General features: G+C 61.6%; 19 protein-coding genes. 11 read left to right on the forward strand and 8 right to left on the reverse strand.

Annotated elements, in window-relative coordinates; all coding sequences use genetic code 11:
- The first annotated feature begins 59 nt into the window (after positions 1-59).
- On the forward strand, positions 60-959 hold the full coding sequence (locus tag SGN16_RS19165) for a LysR family transcriptional regulator (protein ID WP_210639572.1): 900 nt from the start codon (positions 60-62) through the stop codon (positions 957-959).
- Positions 960-1,038: 79 nt separating this feature from the next.
- On the forward strand, positions 1,039-2,388 hold the full coding sequence (locus SGN16_RS19170; RefSeq protein ID WP_335944389.1) for a phosphate ABC transporter substrate-binding/OmpA family protein: 1,350 nt from the start codon (positions 1,039-1,041) through the stop codon (positions 2,386-2,388).
- Positions 2,389-2,513: 125 nt separating this feature from the next.
- Here the strand turns inward: SGN16_RS19170 and SGN16_RS19175 are convergent, their stop codons facing one another.
- Together SGN16_RS19175 and SGN16_RS19180 are read right to left on the reverse strand one after the other, a co-directional pair.
- On the reverse strand, positions 2,514-3,752 hold the full coding sequence (locus SGN16_RS19175; protein WP_335944390.1) for a M20/M25/M40 family metallo-hydrolase: 1,239 nt from the start codon (positions 3,750-3,752) through the stop codon (positions 2,514-2,516).
- Positions 3,753-3,844: 92 nt separating this feature from the next.
- On the reverse strand, positions 3,845-4,930 hold the full coding sequence (locus SGN16_RS19180) for a diguanylate cyclase (protein ID WP_335944391.1): 1,086 nt from the start codon (positions 4,928-4,930) through the stop codon (positions 3,845-3,847).
- 182 nt (positions 4,931-5,112) lie between these two features.
- Between SGN16_RS19180 and SGN16_RS19185 the strand changes: the two genes are divergently transcribed.
- The 4 genes from SGN16_RS19185 (at position 5,113) to SGN16_RS19200 (ending at position 9,828) form a co-directional block, all read left to right on the forward strand.
- On the forward strand, positions 5,113-6,564 hold the full coding sequence (locus SGN16_RS19185) for an NAD(P)/FAD-dependent oxidoreductase (RefSeq protein ID WP_335944392.1): 1,452 nt from the start codon (positions 5,113-5,115) through the stop codon (positions 6,562-6,564).
- Between the two features lie 17 nt (positions 6,565-6,581).
- Complete coding sequence (locus SGN16_RS19190) at positions 6,582-7,511, forward strand: alpha/beta fold hydrolase (RefSeq protein WP_210639577.1); 930 nt, start codon at positions 6,582-6,584, stop codon at positions 7,509-7,511.
- 147 nt (positions 7,512-7,658) lie between these two features.
- The gene (locus SGN16_RS19195) at positions 7,659-9,035 is read left to right on the forward strand and encodes a VOC family protein (RefSeq protein WP_335944393.1); all 1,377 of its coding nucleotides are present in this window, start codon (positions 7,659-7,661) and stop codon (positions 9,033-9,035) included.
- 274 nt (positions 9,036-9,309) lie between these two features.
- The gene (locus tag SGN16_RS19200; protein WP_210639579.1) at positions 9,310-9,828 is read left to right on the forward strand and encodes an Hcp family type VI secretion system effector; all 519 of its coding nucleotides are present in this window, start codon (positions 9,310-9,312) and stop codon (positions 9,826-9,828) included.
- A gap of 484 nt (positions 9,829-10,312) precedes the next feature.
- Here SGN16_RS19200 and SGN16_RS19205 read toward each other — a convergent pair whose 3' ends face one another.
- From SGN16_RS19205 to SGN16_RS19230, 6 genes are all read right to left on the reverse strand, one after another.
- Positions 10,313-10,486, reverse strand: a complete 174-nt coding sequence (locus tag SGN16_RS19205) for a hypothetical protein (protein WP_335944394.1) — start codon at positions 10,484-10,486, stop codon at positions 10,313-10,315.
- Positions 10,487-10,517: 31 nt separating this feature from the next.
- Positions 10,518-10,760, reverse strand: coding sequence for a hypothetical protein (locus SGN16_RS19210; RefSeq protein ID WP_210639581.1), 243 nt, complete (start codon positions 10,758-10,760; stop codon positions 10,518-10,520).
- 65 nt (positions 10,761-10,825) lie between these two features.
- The gene (locus tag SGN16_RS19215; protein WP_335944395.1) at positions 10,826-11,893 is read right to left on the reverse strand and encodes a lipocalin-like domain-containing protein; all 1,068 of its coding nucleotides are present in this window, start codon (positions 11,891-11,893) and stop codon (positions 10,826-10,828) included.
- A complete protein-coding gene (locus SGN16_RS19220; RefSeq protein ID WP_335944537.1) occupies positions 11,883-14,351 on the reverse strand; it encodes an FtsX-like permease family protein in 2,469 nt (822 codons plus the stop codon). The genes SGN16_RS19215 and SGN16_RS19220 overlap by 11 nt, the downstream gene beginning before the upstream one ends.
- Positions 14,351-15,019, reverse strand: coding sequence for an ABC transporter ATP-binding protein (locus tag SGN16_RS19225; protein ID WP_210639583.1), 669 nt, complete (start codon positions 15,017-15,019; stop codon positions 14,351-14,353). The genes SGN16_RS19220 and SGN16_RS19225 overlap by 1 nt, the downstream gene beginning before the upstream one ends.
- Before the next feature lie 256 nt (positions 15,020-15,275).
- Entirely contained in the window at positions 15,276-16,973 is a 1,698-nt protein-coding gene (locus tag SGN16_RS19230; RefSeq protein ID WP_335944396.1) for a sulfatase-like hydrolase/transferase, read from the reverse strand.
- A 379-nt stretch (positions 16,974-17,352) separates the two neighbouring features.
- Between SGN16_RS19230 and SGN16_RS19235 the strand changes: the two genes are divergently transcribed.
- The 5 genes from SGN16_RS19235 to SGN16_RS19255 are packed head-to-tail and all read left to right on the forward strand — an operon-like array spanning position 17,353 to position 22,208.
- A complete protein-coding gene (locus tag SGN16_RS19235) occupies positions 17,353-18,708 on the forward strand; it encodes a UDP-glucose/GDP-mannose dehydrogenase family protein (RefSeq protein ID WP_335944397.1) in 1,356 nt (451 codons plus the stop codon).
- Positions 18,705-19,784, forward strand: coding sequence for an NAD-dependent epimerase (locus SGN16_RS19240; protein WP_335944398.1), 1,080 nt, complete (start codon positions 18,705-18,707; stop codon positions 19,782-19,784). Before SGN16_RS19235 ends, SGN16_RS19240 begins: the two co-directional genes overlap by 4 nt.
- Positions 19,771-20,517, forward strand: a complete 747-nt coding sequence (locus SGN16_RS19245) for a sugar transferase (protein ID WP_210639587.1) — start codon at positions 19,771-19,773, stop codon at positions 20,515-20,517. The genes SGN16_RS19240 and SGN16_RS19245 overlap by 14 nt, the downstream gene beginning before the upstream one ends.
- A complete protein-coding gene (locus SGN16_RS19250; protein WP_335944399.1) occupies positions 20,518-21,162 on the forward strand; it encodes a CpsD/CapB family tyrosine-protein kinase in 645 nt (214 codons plus the stop codon).
- Positions 21,163-21,182: 20 nt separating this feature from the next.
- Positions 21,183-22,208 carry a polysaccharide biosynthesis/export family protein gene (locus SGN16_RS19255; protein ID WP_210639589.1) on the forward strand — a complete coding sequence of 342 codons (1,026 nt, stop codon included), beginning with the start codon at positions 21,183-21,185 and terminating at the stop codon, positions 22,206-22,208.

Raw genomic sequence — 22,208 nt, forward strand, 5'->3', positions numbered from 1 at the left:
CTGCGTGTTTTCCTGATAATTGAGCTGTTTTCAAAAATACATTTCGAAAAATCCGAATAATGTTCCTGAAAAATCTCCAGCTGTTTTTACTCATTGTGGAAAAAGGCGGATTGTCTGCCGCAGGTCGAGAAATGGGGTTGTCTCCCGCGTCGGTCTCGGAACGGCTCGCCGCGCTGGAAACCTATTACGGTGCCACCCTGCTCAATCGCACCACACGTGCGATCAGCCTGACCGACGAAGGCAAGTTGTTGGTCGAAGGGGCCCGCCGGTTGCTGGCCGAGGCCGGTGAGTTGCACAGCAGCATTCGCGCCGGCAGCCAAACCCTTAGCGGACCGATTCGCCTCAGTGCCCCGCAGGATTTGGGACGCCAATACATCGAGCCCATCCTGGCGCGCTTTCTCGATGAGCATCCGGATGTCAGCCTGGACTTGGACCTGGGCGACGGCTACGTGGATCTGGTCAGCCAGGGGCTCGATTTCGCCATTCGCTACGGTGCCTTGGCCGACAGCTCACTGCGCGCCAGGCCCCTGGGGGAAAACCGGCGCGTGGTCTGCGCCGCGCCCAGTTATCTGGCCCGTCATGGCACACCCTTGCACCCCACCGAATTGACCCGACACGAATGCCTGGTGATGCGCCTGGGCATCAATACCGCGCGGGAATGGACCTTTAGCCGGCGCGGCGAGGTGCATCGTGTGCTGGTCCAGGGGCGGCGAATCGCCAATGATGGCGGTCTTGTGCGCCAGTGGTGCCTGGAGGGGCACGGCATCAGCCTCAAGTCGATCTGGGATGTGCGCGACGACCTCAAGAGCGGGCGCCTGGTGGAGTTGCTCCCGCAGTTCACCGCCGGCAGCACGCTACTGCAGATTGTCTACCCGACTGCCCGCATCCAACCCAAGCGCGTGAGGGCGTTGATCGAACGGCTGGTGGCCGAGTTGGCTGAAACCGAGACCGGGGTTTAGGGCGCAATCGCGCCGTCATCGTTCAGTCATCTATCTGACTTATTCTCCCGGCACTTCCCTGGGTTCTGAAGGTGTCGGCATGCGGCTGTCTGTGGTCTGGATAATGGCGTTGTGGCTGCCGTTGGCGATGTCCGCCGAACGCTTGCCCATTACCGGCCTGCCCCTTCCAGAAACCGGGCCGGCCCTGCGCCTCCAAGGTTCCAATACCATCGGCGCGGCGCTGGGCCCGGCGTTGGTCAAAGGGCTGATGGAACACCAGGGGCTGCTCAAAGTGAGCGCCGAAATCACTGGCAAGGACAATGAACAACGGATCGTCGGCCAGACCGCTGACGGTCGGCGGGTAGAAGTCGACATTGCCGCCCATGGCTCCAGCACCGGGTTCGCTGCCCTCAAGCAGGGCAACGCTGACCTGGCCGCCTCTTCGCGACCGATCAAGGACAGCGAGCTGAAGGAACTGTCGCTGATGGGGGATCTGAAAAGTCCCACCGCCGAGCAGGTCATCGCCATTGATGGCCTGGCGATTATTCTTCATCCACAGAACCCGTTGCGTCAGCTCGATACCGTACAACTGGCGCGAATATTCAGCGGCGAGGCGAAAACCTGGGAAGCAGTCGGTAGCCTTGGCGGAGCGATTCATCTTTACGCCCGGGACGAACAGTCCGGCACCTACGATACCTTCAAGGAACTGGTCCTTAGCCGACAGGGCAAACGGCTGGATCCTTCAGCACGGCGCTTCGAATCCAGCGAGCAGTTGTCCGACGCTGTCAGCCAAGACCCGCAAGGCATCGGTTTCATCGGTTTGCCCTACGTGCGCCAGGCTAAAGCGCTGGCAATCGTCGATGGCGATTCCCAACCCATGTTGCCGTTGAACAACCTGATCGCCACCGAGGATTACCCCTTGTCCCGGCGTCTGTTCTTTTATGTGCCCCCCCAGGAAACCAACCCGTGGGCCGAGGCACTGGTTGAGTTCACCCAGAGCGACCAGGGCCAGGCCATCGTCGCGGCCAATGGGTTCATCGCCCAAACCGTCCAAGCCATGTCCGTCACACCCAATGCGCTGATGCCGGAGGGGTATCAGGCCCTGAGTCGGCATGCCCAACGCCTGAGCGTGAACTTTCGCTTCGAAGAAGGCAGTGCCAACCTCGACAACAAGGCTCACCAAGACCTCAGCCGGGTGCTCGACTATATAAAGCAGCACGACAAATCAGATCGACGTGTGACGCTGGTGGGGTTTGGCGACGCCAAGGACGACCCGGCGCGCGCGGACCTGTTGTCCAAGTTGCGGGCCATGGCGGTGCGCCGTGAGCTGGTCAAATACGGCGTGGCGCTGCGGGAGGTGCGGGGGTTTGGGGCATTGATGCCGGTGGCGGCCAACAGTGAGGATGAAGGCAGGGTCAGGAATCGGCGGGTGGAGGTTTGGGTTTACTGAATGGGATCAAGCGGCAGGCACAAACTCCTGTGGTTCGGACTTTTGATCGTTCCCACAGGGTTTCGAGGTGCTCACTGCATTGACGTTCGGCGTCACCCCGCTAGCGCGCCGAATGACATCGGACTTTACCGCCCCGCCAACTCCATGATCATCCGTGACAACAGATAAATCCTTGGCACCACGCTCTCGACTTCCGCGTATTCCTCAGGCGTATGAATGTTGCCCCCAACAATCCCAAATCCATCCAGGGTTGGTGTGCCGACGCCGGCTGAGAGGCTGGCATCCGCCGCGCCGCCACTGCCCTCTTCGGTGAGTTTGCGCCCCAATTCGCCATAGATCCCCTGGGCCATGGCCATCAAACGATCCGACTCCGCCGTTTGCGGCATTGGTGGCAGGCCGCGTTTGAGGCTGGTGGTGACTTCAGTGTCGGCGATCAGTTTGTCCTGCGACACGCGGGCCAGGTCTTTTTCGATGCGGTCGAATTCCTCCGGCACCGCTGCCCGAACATCGGCCTTGGCGCTGGCCCGGTCGGGGATCACGTTGGTCCGGTCGCCGGCCTGGAGCACGGTGAAGTTGATGGTGGTTTTCTTTTCCGCATCGCCGAGCTTGCCCAGTTGCAGGATCTGATGCGCCGCTTCCATCGCCGCATTGCGTCCCAGTTCCGGCGCGACACCGGCATGGGACGCCTTGCCCTTGACCTCCACCAACGCCGTGGCACTGCCCTTGCGCCAGACCACCAGCCCATCGGCCGGGCGCCCCGGTTCAAGGTTGAGGGTCACATCATGGGCCTTGGCGGTTTTCTTGATCAGGTCGGTGGCGGCGTCAGAACCGGTTTCTTCGCTGGCGTCGAGCAGGAAAGTGATCTGCGCGTAGTTCTTGAAGTCCAGGTTCTTGAGCACCTTCAACGCATAGATCCCGGCGACGATCCCGCCCTTGTCGTCCATCACTCCCGGGCCGTAGGCCCGGCCATCCTTGATATGGAAAGGCCGCTCGGCGGCCGAGCCTTCCTTGAACACCGTATCCATGTGCGCCATCAGCAGGATCTTCGCCTTACCGGTACCTTTGAGGGTCGCCAGGATGTGCTGGGTGCCGTCCGAGTTGGGCACCTTTTCAATGGTAGCGCCCAACTTCTTCAATTCGTCGATGGCAATGTCACCAACCTGGGTCAACCCCGGTACATACCCGGAGCCGGAGTCGATATTCACCAGCCGCTCCAGCAGCTTCAGGGCCTCGCCCTTGTACTGTTCGGCGTCGCTGAGGACTTGTTGATGGGGCTGCGCGAAAGCAACGGGGGCGAAGGCGCCGAGGGCTAGGCTCAGGCCGAGACTGACGGCCAGACGGGAGCGAAGAGGAGTAATCGTCATGGGTTCATCCTTGTTCCGTATCGAGAAAGTGCCTTGGGCACCCTACCCGACAATGAAACAAGGCTCTAGACCGAATGCGACCTCAAGTCACATCAAAGAGGAACTGCCGGCTCCGCCGATACCTGCCGGGGGCGGTAACAAGTGACCCGATTGCGCCCGCCGGTCTTGGCCTCGTAGAGCGCCTGGTCGGCGTCATTGAGCCAATGGGTCGCATCGCCATAGTCCATGTTGAAGGCCGCCAAGCCAATGCTCAGGCTCACCTTCAGCGCCGGGTTCTGTTCGTAGCTGAGCGTCGCAAAGCGCTCGCGCAACCCGTCCATGGCCTGCACGGCGTTGTGAAGTGTCAGGTCCGGCAGAATCACACAGAACTCATCCCCGCCATAACGCCCGGCCACATCGGCAATGCGAAGGTTTTGCTTGAGCATCTTGCCGAGCTGGCGCAGCACGATGTCGCCAGCCACATGGCCATAGGTGTCATTGATGGCTTTGAAATGATCGATGTCGATCAGCGCAATTGCGCCACGCCCTGCCCCGTCTTTCGGATGGCGCAGGCAACGCTGGAACTCCTCGTTGAGGCGGTCTTTCCAAGCACCATGATTGAGCAACCCGGTCAGGCTGTCGGTGCGACTCAGGGCCAGCAACTCGCGCTTTTGCCGGCCCAGGGCGTAGGCCTGGCGATAGCAGAACCAACCCAGCGCCATCGGGTACAGGCACAGCAGCGGCAAACAGGCGTAGAGCTGCGCCGGGCTGGTCATGGGCACGCTGGTCAGCGGGAAGATCATCTCGCCTACGACAATGCCTGCCACTTGGGCTACCCCCCCGATGAGCAGGAAACGCAGACCGCCAATGGCGACGTTGTTCATCGCCATCATCGCCAGCGTGACGGCCGCAGGCAGCGGGTTGAACTGCATCGCCGCGACCCAGAAGCCGCCCAGGGCCGCATCGATCAATAAATTTAAGTGTTCGGCGTGGTACGGCGCCGCGCAATGCCGGGCCCACCAATAGGACAAGTGTGGCCAGAGCAGGCCGTTGAACAACATGAATCCCCAGACCCACGGCGCCGGCTCGAGGGGGTAAAGGGCAGCACTTACCAACACCAACCCCAGCGTCAAGCCCAGGATGCGCGATATATAAAGCCTCCTGGCAAGCGTGCGTCCCTTTCGTCCCGTTTTTTGCATAGAGACCTCTGCATCGCGGGTTTCCCAAGTTTTTCAGGGAGGGGATGCCTGGAGTCTATCAGGGCACCATCAAATAGCCACTATCAATAAAGGGGTATTTATTCTCTTCCGAATGCCGGGCTCGGCGCGGATTTTGGCTATACCTGACAAGGGCAATCAGCGAACCACCCGAAAGGAGATCCATGGGCAGTTATCAGGTGTTGATCATCGGCAGTGGATTTGGAGGCCAGTGCGCGGCGGTCAATCTGCTCAAGGAAGGCATTGAGGATTTCCAGTTGCTTGAGCGCCGGGATTTTTTCGGCGGCACCTGGTGCCAGAACACCTACCCCGGCGCGGCGGTGGATGTGCCGTCGCCCTTGTATTCGCTGTCGTTCGCCGCTTACGACTGGAGCCGGATGTTCGCTACACAAGAGGAACTGCACCGCTACACCCAACACGTAATCGAACGCTTCCAGTTGCGGGACAAAGTGCAGTTGGGGGCGAATGTCGAGCGAGTGGAATGGGATGACAACGCCAGGCAATGGCTTGTCCAGACTGCCAAGGGCATCTACCGATCGCAGTTCCTGATCAACGCCACCGGTCCCCTCAGCCAACCGGTGATCCCAGCGTTCGAAGGCCGGGAACGTTTCAAGGGCAAGACCTTTCACACCAATCATTGGGAGCATACCTACGACTATCGCCACAGGCGCGTGGCCATTGTCGGCAGTGGTGCCAGCGCCGCCCAGGTGATCCCGGCCATTGCCCCGGACGTCGAACACCTGCACGTGTTCCAGCGCACACCCCACTGGGTATTGTCACGCCCCGACCGCGCCTTCAACCGCTTCGAGCGCGGATTACTGCGCCTGGCACCGCTGCGCACGCTGTTGCGATGGTCGATCTATTGGCTGTTCGAAACCCGGGTGATCGCCTTCAAGTATTCACGGCCGGCGGTACGCCTGGTCCAGCGCCAGGCCTTGAAGCTGCTGGAGCGCCAGGTGCCGGACCCGGTCCTGCGGCGCCGCTTGACCCCCGACTACCTGATCGGCTGCAAGCGCGTGATCCTGTCCAATACGCTGTACCCGGCCCTGTGCCGCGCCAATGTCAGCGTGCATGGCCAGGAAGAAGGCATCGCCGCCCTCGACGAAACCGGCATCCTCACCCGGGACGGCCAGCACATCGAGCTGGACCTGATCATCTGGTCCACCGGCTTCGATGCCACCGACGGGGTGATTTCCTACCCCGTGACCGGCAAGCACGGTACCCGGCTTCACGACGTCTGGGCCCAGTACCCCCGCGCCTACCTGGGTACCAGCCTGCCGGACTTCCCCAACCTGTTTATCGTCACCGGGCCCAACACCGGCATCGGCCACACCTCGGCGCTGTTCATCATAGAGTCGCAGATGAACTACATACTGGACTGTATTCGCACACTGAACCGGCGAAACCTGCGTAGCATCGAAGTGCAGCCAGCGGCCGAACAGTGCTACACCGAGATGATCCATCGGGAAATGCAGCGCACCGTATGGAAGTCCGGCGGGTGCCATAGCTGGTATCAAAGCAAAAGCGGCCATGTCATCGCGATGTTCCCCGGCTTCAGCTTCACTTATCACCGCCTGACCCGTCGGCTCAGGCTGGACGATCACATTCTGTCGTGACCCATGGAGGGCAAAGTATGCTGGTGTTGTGGATAATTCTTGCCGTGCTTATCGCCTGGAGCTGGTTGACGTATCCAGCCATTGGCCAGGTGCTGTACGACACGAGCATGGCCTTGGAGGCACGTCTCTACCGATTGCGCAAAATCAACGTACCGATCAGCGAGATGACCGTATCGACCTGGCAAGGCGGGCCTTATGAAGCATCCGGCAGCATCCTGATGCTCCATGGCTACAGCGGCGACAAAGACCTCTGGCTGCGCGTTGCCCGGCATTTTGTCGGTGCCTATCGGGTGGTGATCCCCGACCTGGCCGGTCATGGCGAAACCGGCTTCAAGGCCGGCGGCGGCTATGACATCCCGACCCAGGCCCGGCGGGTGATCGAGTTGCTCGACGCCTGCGGCCTGGACAAAGTCCATGTGATCGGCAACTCCATGGGCGGGCATCTCGCGGCATGGCTGGCGGCCACTTCGCCTGAACGGGTACTGACCCTGGCGCTGCTCGATCCGGCTGGCGTCACTTCGCCCCAACCCAGCGACATGGATCGTCAACTGGCCGCCGGCCGCAACCCATCCCTGGTGCACTCGCGGGAGGAATTCGCGCCGTTCTACGCAATGACCATGGCCTCGCCGCCCTGGGTCCCGGGCATGGTGATGGCGGCGGTTGCCGAGCGCTATGTGCAACATCGCGAAGAACTGGCGGAGATCTACGCCGATTTTCGCGCCAGCCCTCCAATGGAGCCACGCCTGGCCGACATCCGTGCCCCCTCGCTGTTGCTCTGGGGTCGCCAGGACCGGGTGATCGACGTCAGCAGCGTGCCAGTGTGGAGCAAGGGCATCGCGGATTTGCGGGTGGAAATCTGGGACGGGGTCGGTCATCTGCCCATGATTGAAAAACCCGGGAAAACAGCAGCGCTGTATCAGGAATTTCTCAAGGGACTGGGGCAGTGAGCGGATGCCTCGCCACATGGCATTGGACCATGTGGGGGTATCAGTCCCTGGCAGAATGAAGTCCTGAAGATTCTTCGTTTGTCGGCACTGGCGAAGGCTGCGATCTTTCGTTCAACTTTCCCACAGCCCAAACCAGGAACTCTCACCATGAGCTTCGTCAGTCCCGACCTGATCCGCCAACGCTTTTCCAAAGCGATGTCCGACATGTACCGCGACGAGGTGCCGCTCTACGGCGCGTTGATGAATCTGGTGGAGCAAACCAATGCCCAGGTGCTGGGCAAAGACCCACAACTGGCCGAACACCTGCGCAGCACCGGCGAACTCCAGCGCCTGGACCTGGAACGCCACGGTGCTATCCGCGTCGGCACTGCCGTGGAACTGGCCACCCTCGGGCGGCTGTTCGCGGTGATGGGTATGCAGCCCGTGGGCTATTACGACCTCACACCGGCTGGGGTGCCGGTGCATTCCACAGCATTTCGCGCCGTGCATGAAAGTGCCTTGCAGGTCAGCCCGTTCCGAGTATTCACCTCACTGCTGCGCCTGGAACTGATCGAAAACACCGAACTTCGGGCCTTTGCCGAATCGGTGCTGGATAAGCGCCAGATCTTTACCCCCACCGCCCTTCAGCTTATCGATCTCGCCGAACGCCAGGGCGGCCTGACGGAGCCGCAGGCCGAGGATTTCGTCCTACAGGCCCTGGAGACGTTTCGCTGGCACCACAGCGCCACTGTCACGGCCGAGCAGTACCGGCAATTGAGCGCCCAACATCGTTTGATCGCCGACGTAGTGGCCTTCAAGGGCCCGCACATCAATCACCTGACGCCACGCACTCTGGACATCGACATCGTCCAGGCGCAGATGCCCGTGCACGGCATCACGCCCAAAGCAGTGATCGAAGGCCCACCCCGCCGTCATTGCCCGATCCTGCTGCGCCAGACCAGTTTCAAGGCGCTCGACGAGCCCGTCAGCTTCACCGACCAGGCGCAATCCCAAGGCAGCCACAGCGCCCGCTTTGGTGAAATCGAGCAACGTGGTGCCGCCCTCACGCCCAAAGGGCGAGCGCTCTACGATCAACTGCTGAACGCCGCCCGGGATGCGCTGGGGGAGTTCCCCAACGAAGCCAACGCCGAGCGCTACAACACGCTGATGAGCCAACACTTTGCCCAATTCCCTGACACCCACGATGAACTGCGGCGTCAGGCACTGGCGTACTTCCGTTATTTCGTGACGCCAAAGGGCCTCGGCGCCAAGGGCACTCTTGAGCAAACGGCCTCGCTGGAGCACCTGCTGGAGCAGCAATACCTGCGTGCCGAACCCTTGGTGTACGAAGATTTCCTGCCGGTCAGCGCCGCCGGCATCTTCCAGTCGAACCTTGGCGATGCCGCCCAGAGTCACTACGCCGGGCAGTCCAATCGCCAGGCTTTTGAAGAAGCATTGGGGCGCGCAACCATTGATGAGTTGGGGCTGTATGCCGAAACGCAGCAGCGCTCCATTGATGAATGCAGGGCTGCGTTGGGCGTGTAGGAAGTTGCTCTAGGAACCTGACGCGAAGCTTGGCCCATCAAGCCGTTACGCCGGGGGGCGGCGGCGCCAGCCCCTTGCGCAGGAGAGTGCGCGGCACTGGGCGGTGCCATGTGCAGATTGCGCGGCCCCCGAGGCTGTAACTCATGAACCAAAAACATAACCCATTGAACTGTATTATTTTTTTATTGAATGGCATAGCTCTTGATAATCGTCAGGCCACCTCGGGACGACGACCGTCCCAGGCCCTTTAGTTATCCAGGAAGGAGAGCATCCATTGGCTACCCCCGCGTATATGATCATCAAAGGCATCAAACAAGGTCTGATCACAGCTGGCGCGTTTACGGCCGACTCGGTAGGCAATATCTATCAGGAAGGTCGTGAGGACAAAATCATGGTGCAAGGCTTCCAGCACCAAGTGACCGTCCCGCGCGATCCTCAGTCCGGCCAGCCAACCGGCCAACGCGTGCATCACCCCCTCGTCATCACAAAAGTCTTCGACAAGGCCACGCCGCTGCTGCAGGCAGCCCTCACCAGCGGTGAATGCCTGGAAGAAATAGTGATTCATTGGTTCCGGACTTCAGCGGCGGGGACCCAGGAACACTACTTCACCACCACACTGTTTGACGCGATCATAGTCGAAATCAAGGACTACATGTTCAACTGCCAGGACCCGGCGAACGCGCACTTCACCCATCTGGAAGATGTGCACTTCTCATATCGCAAGATCACCTGGAATCACGAAGTCTGCGGCACGATGGGTGCCGATGACTGGCGTGTACCGGTCGCTGGTTAAGTCCGGGACAACCGTCAATGCACCGGCCAGGTCTGCTGGCCGATGTGCATTGAAGTGAATGGGAGTGATTGACTCCGAGAAGGTGTTCGCCCAGTGCGGCGGCCTCGGCATTCCATGCACTGGTAAAGAGCCTGACACTGGGCGAACGGGCACAATAATAGTGGAACTCGCAGAATATTGCCGCGAGTTCTTTTAAATAATTATTTATCCACAGCCGTCGTTATTGATGACTGGTCAATAACGGTGGCGCGGGCGCTTGCTCCCGCTGGGCTGCAAAGCAGCCTTAAAAGAACGGCCGCTGCGCGACCTGGCGGGAGCAAGCGCCCTCGCCACAGGTTTTTTGGGTCAACTTCTAATTTGTATTAATAGCTGTACAAGCCGTTATACAAAACTACAGACAAGTACAAAAACATATCAGCCGATAGGTGACACGTTATGGCAAGTTAAACGGTCATTAACATACCCGTTTTAATACCGCTCTGGCTCAACCACGCCGTCCGGTTTTTTGCGCATCGGTATCGCCCGCTTCGGGGTCGCCTTGCTGCTGTTTGCGCTTGGCCGGGTCGTTTGGGCGCAAGGCGTCGTTATCGCGCTCCACCTCTCCAGGCATCGCCGGTTCATCAGGGTTCTGCGGCGTTTGATCGGGGCTTTGCTTCATGGCGAACTCCTTGCGTTTTCAGGCCTGGACTTCAGGCATCAGGGTCAGCGACTTCTTCTGCGACATTGGCATCCGGCGAGCGCTGGTGCAGTTGCTCGGCCTTGGCCTTGAGTGTCTGCCACTGCGCCAGGTCGATAGCGCCCTGGCCGAACAGATCGTTGGCCAGCTGCATCAGCTCGGTGAAATGAACATCGGGGGACTGTTGCCAATAGGTCTTGTCGTCGAACAGCCGCTGCCAATCGGCCAGCGACGGAGGTTTAAGGTCATCGCTCATGACGGACTCCTGCGAGGCATTCATAAGGTATGAGGGCTGACGTTCCCGGGGAGTTCCGGTAATTCTCAGTAGCCAGTCATTTCCAGGTAGCCGTTGCCGCCGTGGCTGCCACTCAGTTGCACCGGCCCTTCCCAATAGGGAATGCGCAGGTTCATCCAGGCGTTGGGGTTCAAGGCCTGGGTGGTGACGTCGAGCTGCTTGCCGGGAATCTTGAGCGACCAGCGCACCGGCATCGAATGCCCGGCGACCTTGGCGGTGTCCAGCGGCACGAGGTCGATTTCCCCGGCGTGCAGGGTTTGCGCCTGGCCCTGGGCATCGATCCAGGTGCCTGTCAGGTACGGCGCGCCGTCCTTGTGGCGCATGCGATAGAGCATCACGTGCTCACCGCTGTCCAGGTGCAGGGAAAACCAGTCCCAGCCAGTCTGGTTGGCCGTCAAGGGCTGGCTGCTCCACTCGCGGTCAAGCCAGGCCGGGCCGCTGACCTGATAGCGCTGGCCGTCGATTTCCAACTCGCCACTGGCCTGGAAAAACGGCTGGCTGTAGTAGTACGACGCCTGGCCCTGCTCGGATTTCTGGCTGAAACCCTGATCCCCCTGCAACACCAGCGGGCGGGTCGAAGTGAGCCGCAACGCATAACTGAAGCGCGGGTCCCGGGCCTTCAACTGCATGTCCGCCAGAGGGTCGGCGCCTGACGCTTGAGTGCCGAAGCGCCAGTCGTCTATCCAGGCGTTGAAAGGCATCGTTAGCACCCCGGCCTGCCCCACGCCACCTCGTGCGTAGCGCTCGGCGGCATGATGGACGGCGGCAGAAGTGACCGCCGCGTGACCGAGCCAGATCGTCTGGTTGCGCCAGCCGTTGGCCTGGGGCGCGGCGTTCAAGGCGCTGCGAAACAGCGTCCATTGCACACCGAAATCACGGCCCTGGGCATCCTTGAGATTGGCGGTGACGTACCACCACTCAATGCGAAAACCCTCATGAACGCCGTGGTCAGTCGGGAAACTGAACACCCGCCCCGGCACCACTGGCGTGAACGCGGCGGCCTGATCGCCCAGGCCAGCAAAGCCCTTTTCCGGTGAAGGTTTATCGCAGCCGCTAAGCAACACCAGCAGCATCAGGCCGACTTTAATCTTCATGGGCAAAGGTCCTCAGCAAATCCGCCGGCTGCGTGCGGTACAGCGCATACAACGGCCAAGCCGATGCCAATAGCGTGGCGAACATCGCCAGGGCCAGCAGCTGCGCCAGTTGCATCGGGAACACCTGCAACGGCAGCCGCCAGCCAAAGGCCTGCACATTGATCACCGCATCCAGGCACCAGGCCAGGGCGATGCCCAGGGGCAAGGCCAGTACCAGGGTCAATAGCGCCAGCAGCCAGGTCTGGCCGAGATTGAGCAACATCAACTGGCGTCGCGTCACCCCCAACGCCCACAGCGGCGCCAACTGACCGAGGCGACTCTGGCTCTGGGTCAACAGACTGATGAACAACGCCACTCCAGCCACCGCCAGGGTCAGGCTGTTGAGGGCGGCAGTGGCGGCAAAAGTGCGCTCGAACACCTGGGTCGACCAGCCCTTGAGCCGGGCCTGATCGACGATGCGGCTGTCATCCAGGCTGAAGCGGCTTTGCAACGCCGTCAGCAACGCCGGAATCGCCGAGGGATCGATGCGCAGATTGAAGCGGTTCGGCGTCAGTTGCGGCCAGTGCGCCAGCAAGTGATCGGCGTTGATCAATACGTGGCCTTTGGGATTGCCGTAATCGGCATAGACCCCGACGATGCGCAGCACCCACGGCCCCTGTGGCGTCGGGAGGGTCAACTGATCGCCAATACTTACCTTGAGGCGCCGGGCCAGTTGTTCACTGAGCATCAGCGTGTCGGCAGCGGCGAGTTGCGCCCAAGGCTCGTCGCTGGCCGACTCCAACAGCGGCCAATGCTGACGATAGTGAGGATGATCGAGGATGCCGTGGATATCCGTCGGCCAGCCTTGCAACGGGATCGACACCTGCCAGATGGGGACCACGGCAGTGATCGCCGGTTGCTGCTTGAGCCAGGCGTGCAGCTCGCCCGCCTGGGCCGAGGTTTGCGGGTTGATGTACAGCTCGGCGCTGAGCCGTTGTTCGAGCCAGTTGCTGAAGGTCTGGCGGAAGCCTGCGGTCATGCTGCCGGCCCCGATGTTCGCCGCCAGCGCCAGCAGCAACGCCATCAGCGCCAGGCTCAACGTCGGCAATTGCTGGCGGCAATCGGCAAGGAACCATTGCCCAAGCACCGAGCGGCTGCGGCGCAACAGCAGGTTCAGTGCGTGGTTGAGCAACACCGGCAAGGCCAGCGCCGCCCCCAGCAGCAAGGCCGTCATCAAGACAAAACCACTGGCCAGGCTGTCGCCCCAGATCAACGCCGACACCGCGATCAACCCGGCCAATGTTGCCACCCCACCCTGGCGTCGCAGCCATCGCGCATGGGCCTGATGCCAGGCTTGGGGGTTAGCCAGCGCCAGCAAGGGCAGGCGCGCGGCTCGCAGCAAGCTGTCGGCGCCGGCCAGCAGCGCGCCAAGCAGGCTCAGGCCGACACCGCTGAGCCACCACCACGGGCTGAGGTTCAGATGCCCGGCCACTTCAGCGCCGTACAAACCCCGCAGGCTCGCCGCGACATCGGGCAATAACAGGCTCGCCAGCCAATAGCCGCTGAGCACCCCGGCGATGCCTCCGAGCAAGGCCAGCGCCCCCAGCTCCAGGGCCAGGCTGGTGACCAGCACCCGCGCACTGACGCCACAGGCCCGCAGGGTTCGCAGCAGGCTGCGGCGCTGTTCCAGGGCCAGGCCGATGGCGGCGTGGACTATGAACAGTCCCACCACGAAGGATAGAAACCCCAGGGCATCGAGGTTCAAGTGAAAGCTTTCGGTCAGGCGCGACAGGTTGTTTTCTTCATCGGCGTGCTTGAATTGCAACCGACCGCTAAACGCCTCCGGTAACACCGCACTGAACGTGGCGGGCAGCAACAGTCGTGACAACTGCTCCGGCAACCCGAGTACCTGCTGGGCAAATCCGATGTCCATCAACAACACGCCCGGCGCCATGTCCGCCTGGATGTGCAACGGCGGCAGGGATTGCCCATCGACCGTCAGGGGCCGGGCGCCCTCGCCAAACCCCAAGGCTTGCAAGGTCTGCGGGGCGATCCAGGTGCGCCCGGGATCACTGAAAAATGCTACCACCTCGGTCATTTCTCGCGCCTGCCCCGCCAGCGCCGCACCGGGGGGCAGTGACACCGGATCGATGCCCATCAGCTGCAAGCGATGGTCTTCGTGGCCTTTGAGCAGCACCCGTGCCTGCAACACCGGCGACACCGGCCAGCCCTGGCGCCGCAGGTCGACAAACCATTGCTGAGGGAAGGTCCCGCCGCCGGGCGCGCTGAGGCTGGCCTGGGGTTCGCCGCCAATCAGTTGGCTGGCCCGGGCGTAGCTGTCCCGGGCCTGACTGTTCAGCGCTTGCACGCCGGTGAGCAGGCTGGTGGCGAGCCAAAGCCCGGTCAACACGCTGAAAAACTGTACCGGGTGTTGGCGCCAGTGGCTGAGCAGCGCCTTGAGGGTCTGGCGAAAAATCATCACCCCTGGGCCACCTCGGCCAGACGGCCGCGTTGCAGCACCACGCGATGGGCCAGGCGCGCCGCCACCCGGGGACTGTGCGTGACCATCAGCAAGCTGGTGGGGCTGCCGTCCAGCAGTTCCAACAACAGTTGCAACACTTCGTCGCTGGTGGCTTCGTCGAGGCTGCCGGTGGGTTCGTCGGCCAGCAACAGGGGCGGTCGCGAGGCCAGCGCCCGACCCAGCGCCACCCGCTGTTGCTGCCCGCCGGAAAGCTGTTCCGGGTAGCGCCGCAGCAAGTCGGCAAGCCCGAGCCGCTGCACCAGATGGGCTTGCCAGACAGGGTCATGGCGACCGCACAGGCGCGCCTGGAATGCCAGGTTGTCCTCCACCGGCAAACTGCTGATGAGGTTGAATTGCTGGAACACCAGGCCGATTTCCGTACGCCGCCAATTCGCCAGCTGGCTTTCGCTCATGCCGTCGAGTCGGTATTGGCCACTGCGAATACTGCCGCCATCGACCTTGTCCAGCCCGGCGACCAGGTGCAGCAAGGTGCTTTTGCCGCTGCCGGACTCACCCATCAGCGCCAGGCTGCTACCGGGCGGCAGCGTCAGGTCGATGCCTTGCAACACCGGCAATGGCCCCTGAGGGGTGGCGTAGCTTTTAAAAACGTCGCGAACTTCAAGCATGAACAGGCTCGATGGGTAATCGTGAGGCTCAGGATAGCGGAGTTAGGGGGCGGCCCCACCAGGGATGAACCTGCGTAAGCGCTCTACCGTTTGTCATTTGCTGGCGGGATTGGATCCGCTTTGCTTGTATGGAGTCAATTTTGAGCTTGCTCGCGATGACGGTCGCACATTCAAAACTGCCGCAAGCTGACCCGGCGCTTTCGCGAGCAAGCTCGCTCCCACAGGGGATCTGGGGGTACGCGATGCCAGTGAACGATCACTGCCCCGCCGCCATCTCAGCCTGGGCCGGCCCCGGGGTGACGATGTGGTTCAGGTCGATGTGTTTCCATTCAGGCACAGCCCCCAACCGTGCATTGAAACGGTAGTTGAAGGTGAAGGCGTCGTCGGTCGGCTGGCTCAGGGACTTGCCATAGACAGCTTCGATCCCGGCCGGCTCGTACCCCATCAACTGCAACAGCGTCGGGAAGATGTTGTAGTGGCTGGAATGATCCTTGTTCTGCGCCCAGACACGGCGCCAATCCAGAGTGTGCAGCTGAGCGCCTTCGATCACCACCAGCGGCACCAACCCTTCCTCCGCCACCGGGTCGCCACCGCAATGGGTGTTGAGCCCCGGGTTGCCACGCTCGTGCAGATCCTGACCGTGGTCGGAGGTGTAGATCAGCACGGCGTTACGCAAATCGGCCTGCTGGAAAATTCGCTTGAAGAACTCGCCGACATTCCACAGCAACGTGTTCTGGTAGGCATTGCGGTACAGCGCCCAATCGTCCTTCTGACCGTTGAAGCCGTCACGCTTGCCGGTGTCGGCCACTTCCTGGAACTGCCCTCGCGGCAAGGCCGGACGGTAGGTCATGAAGTCGTCGGGGTATTTGTCGTGTACAGGGAAATGCGCGCCAACCTTATTGATCACCACCAGCTCGGCGCGGCCATCGCCCAGCAGTTCGATCAACTTCGCCGCCGCCGCCATGTCACGGTCGCGCACGCTGACCTGGTCGAATTGGACAAACTCGTCGATGTCCTGTTTCTCAAGGTCGCTCATCAGGTTCTGCAGGTTGCCACCGGTGCGCTGGGCATCGATGTAGACGGTGCGCAGCCCAGCCTTTTTAGCGTACTGCCAGATCGACGGCAGGGTGCTGTTGATGCGCATGTAGTCGGCGCGAGTACCGCCGTAACGCAGGGTGATATTTGTGTCGGCGCTGCAATTGGCGATGGAGGCCGCATAACCGTAGTTGACGATATCCACGCCTGCGGGCGGCGTTTTCAGACCGGTGTGCACGCCGAACGGCGTGTTGATGTCCAGGTAGTTGCCGGAAATGCTTTCATCGATGATCAACACAATATCGTGCTCGATGGCCGAGGTTAGCCGCGCAATGCGCACCGGCTCGCGAGGGCCTACGGTGTTGTGCAAGGCCTCGTAGGCGAACAGGTTCAGATAGGCCAGCGGCGTGTACATCACCGGCAGCCCCCGCGCGCCCTCGCCCGCCCGCACGAACAACACGCCGCTGAGCAATAGCACGCCAAGCAACGGCGCAGCGACTGGCAGCCAGCCTGGCAACGGCAGCCGTCGGCGAGGCTTGAGACCGATCCCCAACAACAGCAACAAGCCAGCGCTCGCGGCGTTGATGATCACTTCGCGGTACTGATAGGCCGCCTCTTGGATGAAACCGCCGGAATACACCAACGACACGAACTGGCTGTAGGTCAGGTAGCTGTCAGTGACTCGGGTGTACACCTCGAAGAACACCGCCGAGACAAACATCACCAGCGCGAACAGATGCCGCACCAGGGTCTGGCGGATGTACGCGCTCATCCATAACGCGACTACCAACACCACGAACATCGCGCCATACAACAGCGTGGCAAAACCAAAACCCAGCGCCTGCAGACGGTCAAGGTAGTACTCGTACCCCCGCACCAGATAGAGCACCAGCAGCAGTTCCTTGAGGTATCGGGCCATGTCTGTCTCGCCAGTATCGCGACGTTGGGAAGAAGGTCGTTTTCTGCACACTAGCAGGGGGTTCGCAAAGCGCAAGAAAGGCATTGACCGGCGAACGCGTCAAAAAAAAGTTACCCCAAAAATGACACCTTTATCCATCAAAAAACTGAAAAAACTATGGATTACGACCGTTCATCGCATTCTAAAACGTCCATATACGCCTTTAAAACCGGCACTTTTCTAAGTCAGTCAAGGACTTGATATCAAAAGGCCCGGTTATTTCTAGTTTTGCCAACACTGACAACTGTCATTTTGCTGACACGCTTTTATGAAGCTGCGCTATACCCCTCTAAACAGTTTCATCCGAGTTACATCAATCGGTTTGCGAGGCGCGCCAAAAATGGACGTGAGCGTATTTGGTACGGGGTATGTGGGGCTGATCCAGGCCGCTGCGTTGGCTGACGTCGGGCACCGGGTTTTGTGCATCGATATCGACCCGAACAAGGTCCGGCAACTGCAACAAGCGGTACCGACCATCAGCGAGCCAGGGCTGTCGGTGCTGCTCGAAGACAACATCAAGGCCGGGCGGTTGTCGTTCAGCTCCCAAGCCAGCGACGCGGTCAACCATGGCGAACTGATTTTCATCGCCGTCGGCACCCCCGCCGATGAAGACGGCTCGGCCGACCTCAGCCATGTACTGGGCGTCACCCGGCAAATCGCCGATTTCATGGACAGCGACCGCACCCTGATCATCAAGTCCACGGTGCCGGTGGGCACGGCCGATAAAGTTGCCGAGTGCGCACGCCAGGTTCTCGAACGCCGCGGCCTGAAAAAACTCGCGGTGCGCGTGGTCTCCAACCCCGAGTTTCTCAAGGAAGGCAGCGCCCTGGCCGACTGCATGCGCCCGGACCGGATCATCGTCGGCACCGCCGACCCGCAGGCGCGCGACCAGATGACCGAGCTCTACGCGCCCTTTTGCCGCAACCACGAAAAACTGATGTTCATGGATAACCGCAGCGCGGAACTGACCAAGTACGCCGCCAATGCCATGCTCGCCACCCGCATCAGCTTCATGAACGAACTAGCCAACCTCACCGAACGCCTGGGCGCCGACATCGAAGCGGTGCGCAAAGGCATCGGCTCGGACCCGCGCATCGGTTATCACTTCATCTACCCCGGCTGCGGTTTCGGTGGCTCGTGCTTTCCCAAGGACCTGCGCGCCCTGCTGCACACCGCCGAACAGAACGGCATGCCGCTGCGCCTGCTGCGCAGCGTCACCGACGTCAATGACAGCCAGCGGCACATCCTGTTCGAGAAACTGGCCAAGCAATTCCCCGACGGCCTGGCCGATAAGTCGATCGCCATCTGGGGCCTGGCCTTCAAACCCAACACCGACGACATGCGTGAAGCGCCCAGCCGCTACCTGATGGAAGCGCTGTGGCGCGAAGGCGCCCGGGTCCATGCCTATGACCCGGAAGCCATGTCCGAATGCCGCCGCCTCTACGGCTATCGCAAGGACCTGAACCTGTGCGCCACCCGCGATGACACCCTGGAGGATGCCGACGCCCTGGTGATCTGCACCGAGTGGAAAAATTTCCGCGTGGTGGACTTCGACCTGCTGGCCAGCAAACTGCGCGCCCGGGTCATCATCGACGGCCGCAACCTGTACAACCCCGAACACCTGGCCGCCGCCGGACTGCTGTATCGCGGCATCGGGCTGCGGCACACCCTGCCAGCCCAGGGGCCACAAGCATGAATGTCCTGGTGACCGGTGCGGCCGGTTTCATCGGCGCCCACTGCGTACTGCGATTGTTGCGCGACGGCCATCGGGTGTGCGGGCTGGACAATTTCAACGACTACTACGACCCGCAGCTCAAGTACGACCGCGTGACCTGGGTGAAGGATCAGGCCGGCGAATTCCCCCTGGCGCGGATCGACCTGACCGACGCGCCGGCCATCGATGAGCTGTTCCAGGCCCGGCGCCCGGACGTGGTGATTCACCTCGCGGCCCAGGCGGGTGTGCGCTACTCCCTGGAAAACCCGCAGGCCTATGTCGACAGCAACATCACCGGGTTCCTGAACATCCTGGAAAGCTGCCGCCGCTATCCGGTCAGGCACCTGATCTACGCCTCCTCAAGTTCCGTATACGGCGCCAACCCGCACACGCCTTATTCGGTGCATGACAACGTCGACCATCCGCTGTCGCTGTACGCGGCCAGCAAAAAAGCCAACGAGTTGATGGCGCATAGTTACAGCCATCTATTCGGCATCCCGTGCACCGGCCTGCGCTTCTTTACCGTGTATGGCCCTTGGGGCCGGCCAGATATGTCGCCGATCCAGTTTGCTCGCGCCATCATCGAGGACCGTGTGCTGCAACTGTTCAATCACGGCGAGCACCAACGCGACTTCACCTACATCGATGACATTGTCGAAAGCATCGCCCGCCTGATCGCACATGCGCCCCAGGTCACGCCACTGCTGGATCACGAACAACCGAGCCCGGCCACCAGCCGCGCACCCTGGCGGATCTACAACATCGGCGGGCAACACCCGGTGGCGCTGCGCACCTATGTCGCGTTGCTGGAAAAACACTTGGGACAAACCGCCCGCATCCAACTGCTGCCCCTGCAAGCCGGGGATGTGCTCAACACCTGCGCCGATGCCAGCGACCTGGCAAAGACCACCGGTTTCAAACCGTGCATCGAACTGGATGACGGCCTGGGTCGTTTCATCCAGTGGTTTCTCGATTACTACGCACGGCCTGCCCACGCGCCGCTCGCGGCTGAACACTTGCGGCCCAATCTCAGCGGAGGAATCCATGACCCGACATGAGCAAGTCATCGAGATCAACGCCCCTGGACGCGATAAACGTGTCGACCCCGACCACCGCAGGCGCCTGGACGCCGCCATCCACCGCCAAGGCCGCGGCTGGCTGACCGGTCGCGACGGCGGCCGGCCCTGGACCGTCTCGCGCACCAACCGGGTGGTGGCCTGCCTGGGTGCACTGTCGATTCTGCTGCTGCTCTGCCCACTGCTGCTGGGCCTGGCATTGCTGGTCAAGTTCTCCAGCCCAGGTCCTGTGCTGTTCGTGCAGAAACGCACCGGTTACCGCGGCCGCGTGTTCGGCATGTACAAATTCCGCACCATGGTGGCCGACGCCGAGGCCCTCAAGGAGTCGCTGCGCCACCTCAACAAACATGGTGCCGACGCCATCGACTTCAAGATCGACAACGACCCGCGCATCACCCCCATCGGCCGGTTCCTGCGACGCAGCAGCCTCGACGAACTGCCGAACCTGATCAATGTAGTGACCGGCGACATGCGCCTGGTGGGCCCACGGCCAACCTCGTTCAACGCCTATCGCTACAAGGACAACCATCTTGCGCGCCTGAGCATCTACCCCGGCCTGACCGGCCTGTGGCAGATCTCCGGGCGCAGCAATATCGACTTCGACCAGCGCGTGGAATTGGACCTCAGCTATATCGCTGAACAGAGCCTGTGGCTGGATTTGAAGATCCTGATGATTACCCCCTTCAAAGTTTTCAGCGGCCACGGAGCGAGTTAAATGGACGGTTCAACCAACATTCTGACCATAGCCAGCCCGAGCGAGACCAACCTGACCTCGACCGTGCTCGACCCTTCCCTGCGGATCCTGCTCTTGACGGCCGCCAACACCGGTACCGGAACCAGCACCAGCGCCATGGCGCTGGCCGCTCAACTGGCGCAGATGAGCAATGGCCGCGTATTGCTGGTGGACGCCAGCCAGTCGCCGCGCAACCTCAGCCAGCAACTGTCGCTGCACAAAGAGCGCGGCTTTACCGATCTGCTGTTCAACAGCCTCGCCCCGCCCTTGTTGCAGGACTGCGTGGTGCAGACATCCAGCCTGCCCTTCGACGTGCTGCCTAACGGCCGGCTGGGCCGCAATGCCGAACGCCTGAGCCCCGAGCGACTGCGCCCGCTGTTCCGCCAACTGGCGACGCAGTACCGCTTTGTGGTGATCGACGCCGACGCCGTGTATTCAGCCTCCGACACCCTGGTCATGAGTACCCAGGCCGACGGCGTGGTGCTGGTGGTGCGCGGTGAGGACACCCGTTGGGAAGTGGCTCAGGCCGCCCGCCAGCGCCTGTCCCAGGCCGGCGCAAAAGTGGTCGGCAGCGTGTTCAACCGCCGCAAGTACTACATGCCCAAGTGGCTCTACAACAACCTGTAAGCCTGCAAAAGGATGACGAGATGAACGCCAGAATGCTTGTCCTGCTGTTGCTGCCGCTTGCCGGTTGCTCCAGCACCTCAGACACCCGCTCGATGCCGGTGCAGATCCTTACGGCCGCGCCGGCCAATGCCCAGGCCACCGACATGCCCAAGGTCGAGCAGACCCTGCGGCCCCAGGACGTACTGGATGTGATCTTTCACATCAGCACCTCCGGGCCTCAGGCCTATCGGGTACAGCCGGGCGACCAGGTGGCCCTGAACTTCACCGCCGCCAGCCAGCTCAACGGTACGCAACAGGTGATGCCCGACGGCAGCATCGAGCTGCCGGGGGCCAACACCTCGGTGAAAGTCGCCGGCCTGACCACCGACGAGGCCCGCGTGGCGGTGCAACGTGCCTATGATCAGAAAATGCTGTTCCAGCCCAATCGCAACCAATTGACCGTGCTGGTGACCAGCCCGTTGTCCGGCGAGACGAACCTGAGGAACACCTTGACCCACCCGGGCACCGGCATGAGCCGGGAAATCACCGTGGGCAGGGATGGTTACGCAAGCTTTCCGGAAATTGGCTCGGTGCCGCTGCAAGGCATGACCGTCAACCAGTTGGAAACCTTCCTCAACGAGCGCTACGCCCAACTGCCGGGGCACATGACCGTCGATGTGCTACTCAAGTCCACCGCCGGCAACGAGATTTACGTCCTCGGTGAGGTGGCCCAGCCCGGCTCCTACCCGATCCGCCGGCCGATCTCGGTGCTCGAGGCGCTGACGCTGGCCCGGGGTACGAACGTCAAGGCTCGGCTCGATTCGGTGGTGATCATGCGCCGCAACGGCAATCAGGTCGAAGCCCGTCACTACGACGTGGAAAAAGCCCTGAGCGGTGATGCCTCGCAAATCGCCTACCTGCAACCCGAAGACATGCTCTTCGTGCCCAAGACCAAACTTGCCAGCGCCGGCGAACTGGCCAGGCAACTGGCCGACGTGGTGCTGTTCCAGGGCGTGGGGTTCAGCTTCGGCTACCGCGTCGACAACAAAGGCAGCAACAGCAACTGA

The organism is Pseudomonas sp. G166, from assembly GCF_037027455.2.
Classification (GTDB): Bacteria; Pseudomonadota; Gammaproteobacteria; order Pseudomonadales; family Pseudomonadaceae; genus Aquipseudomonas.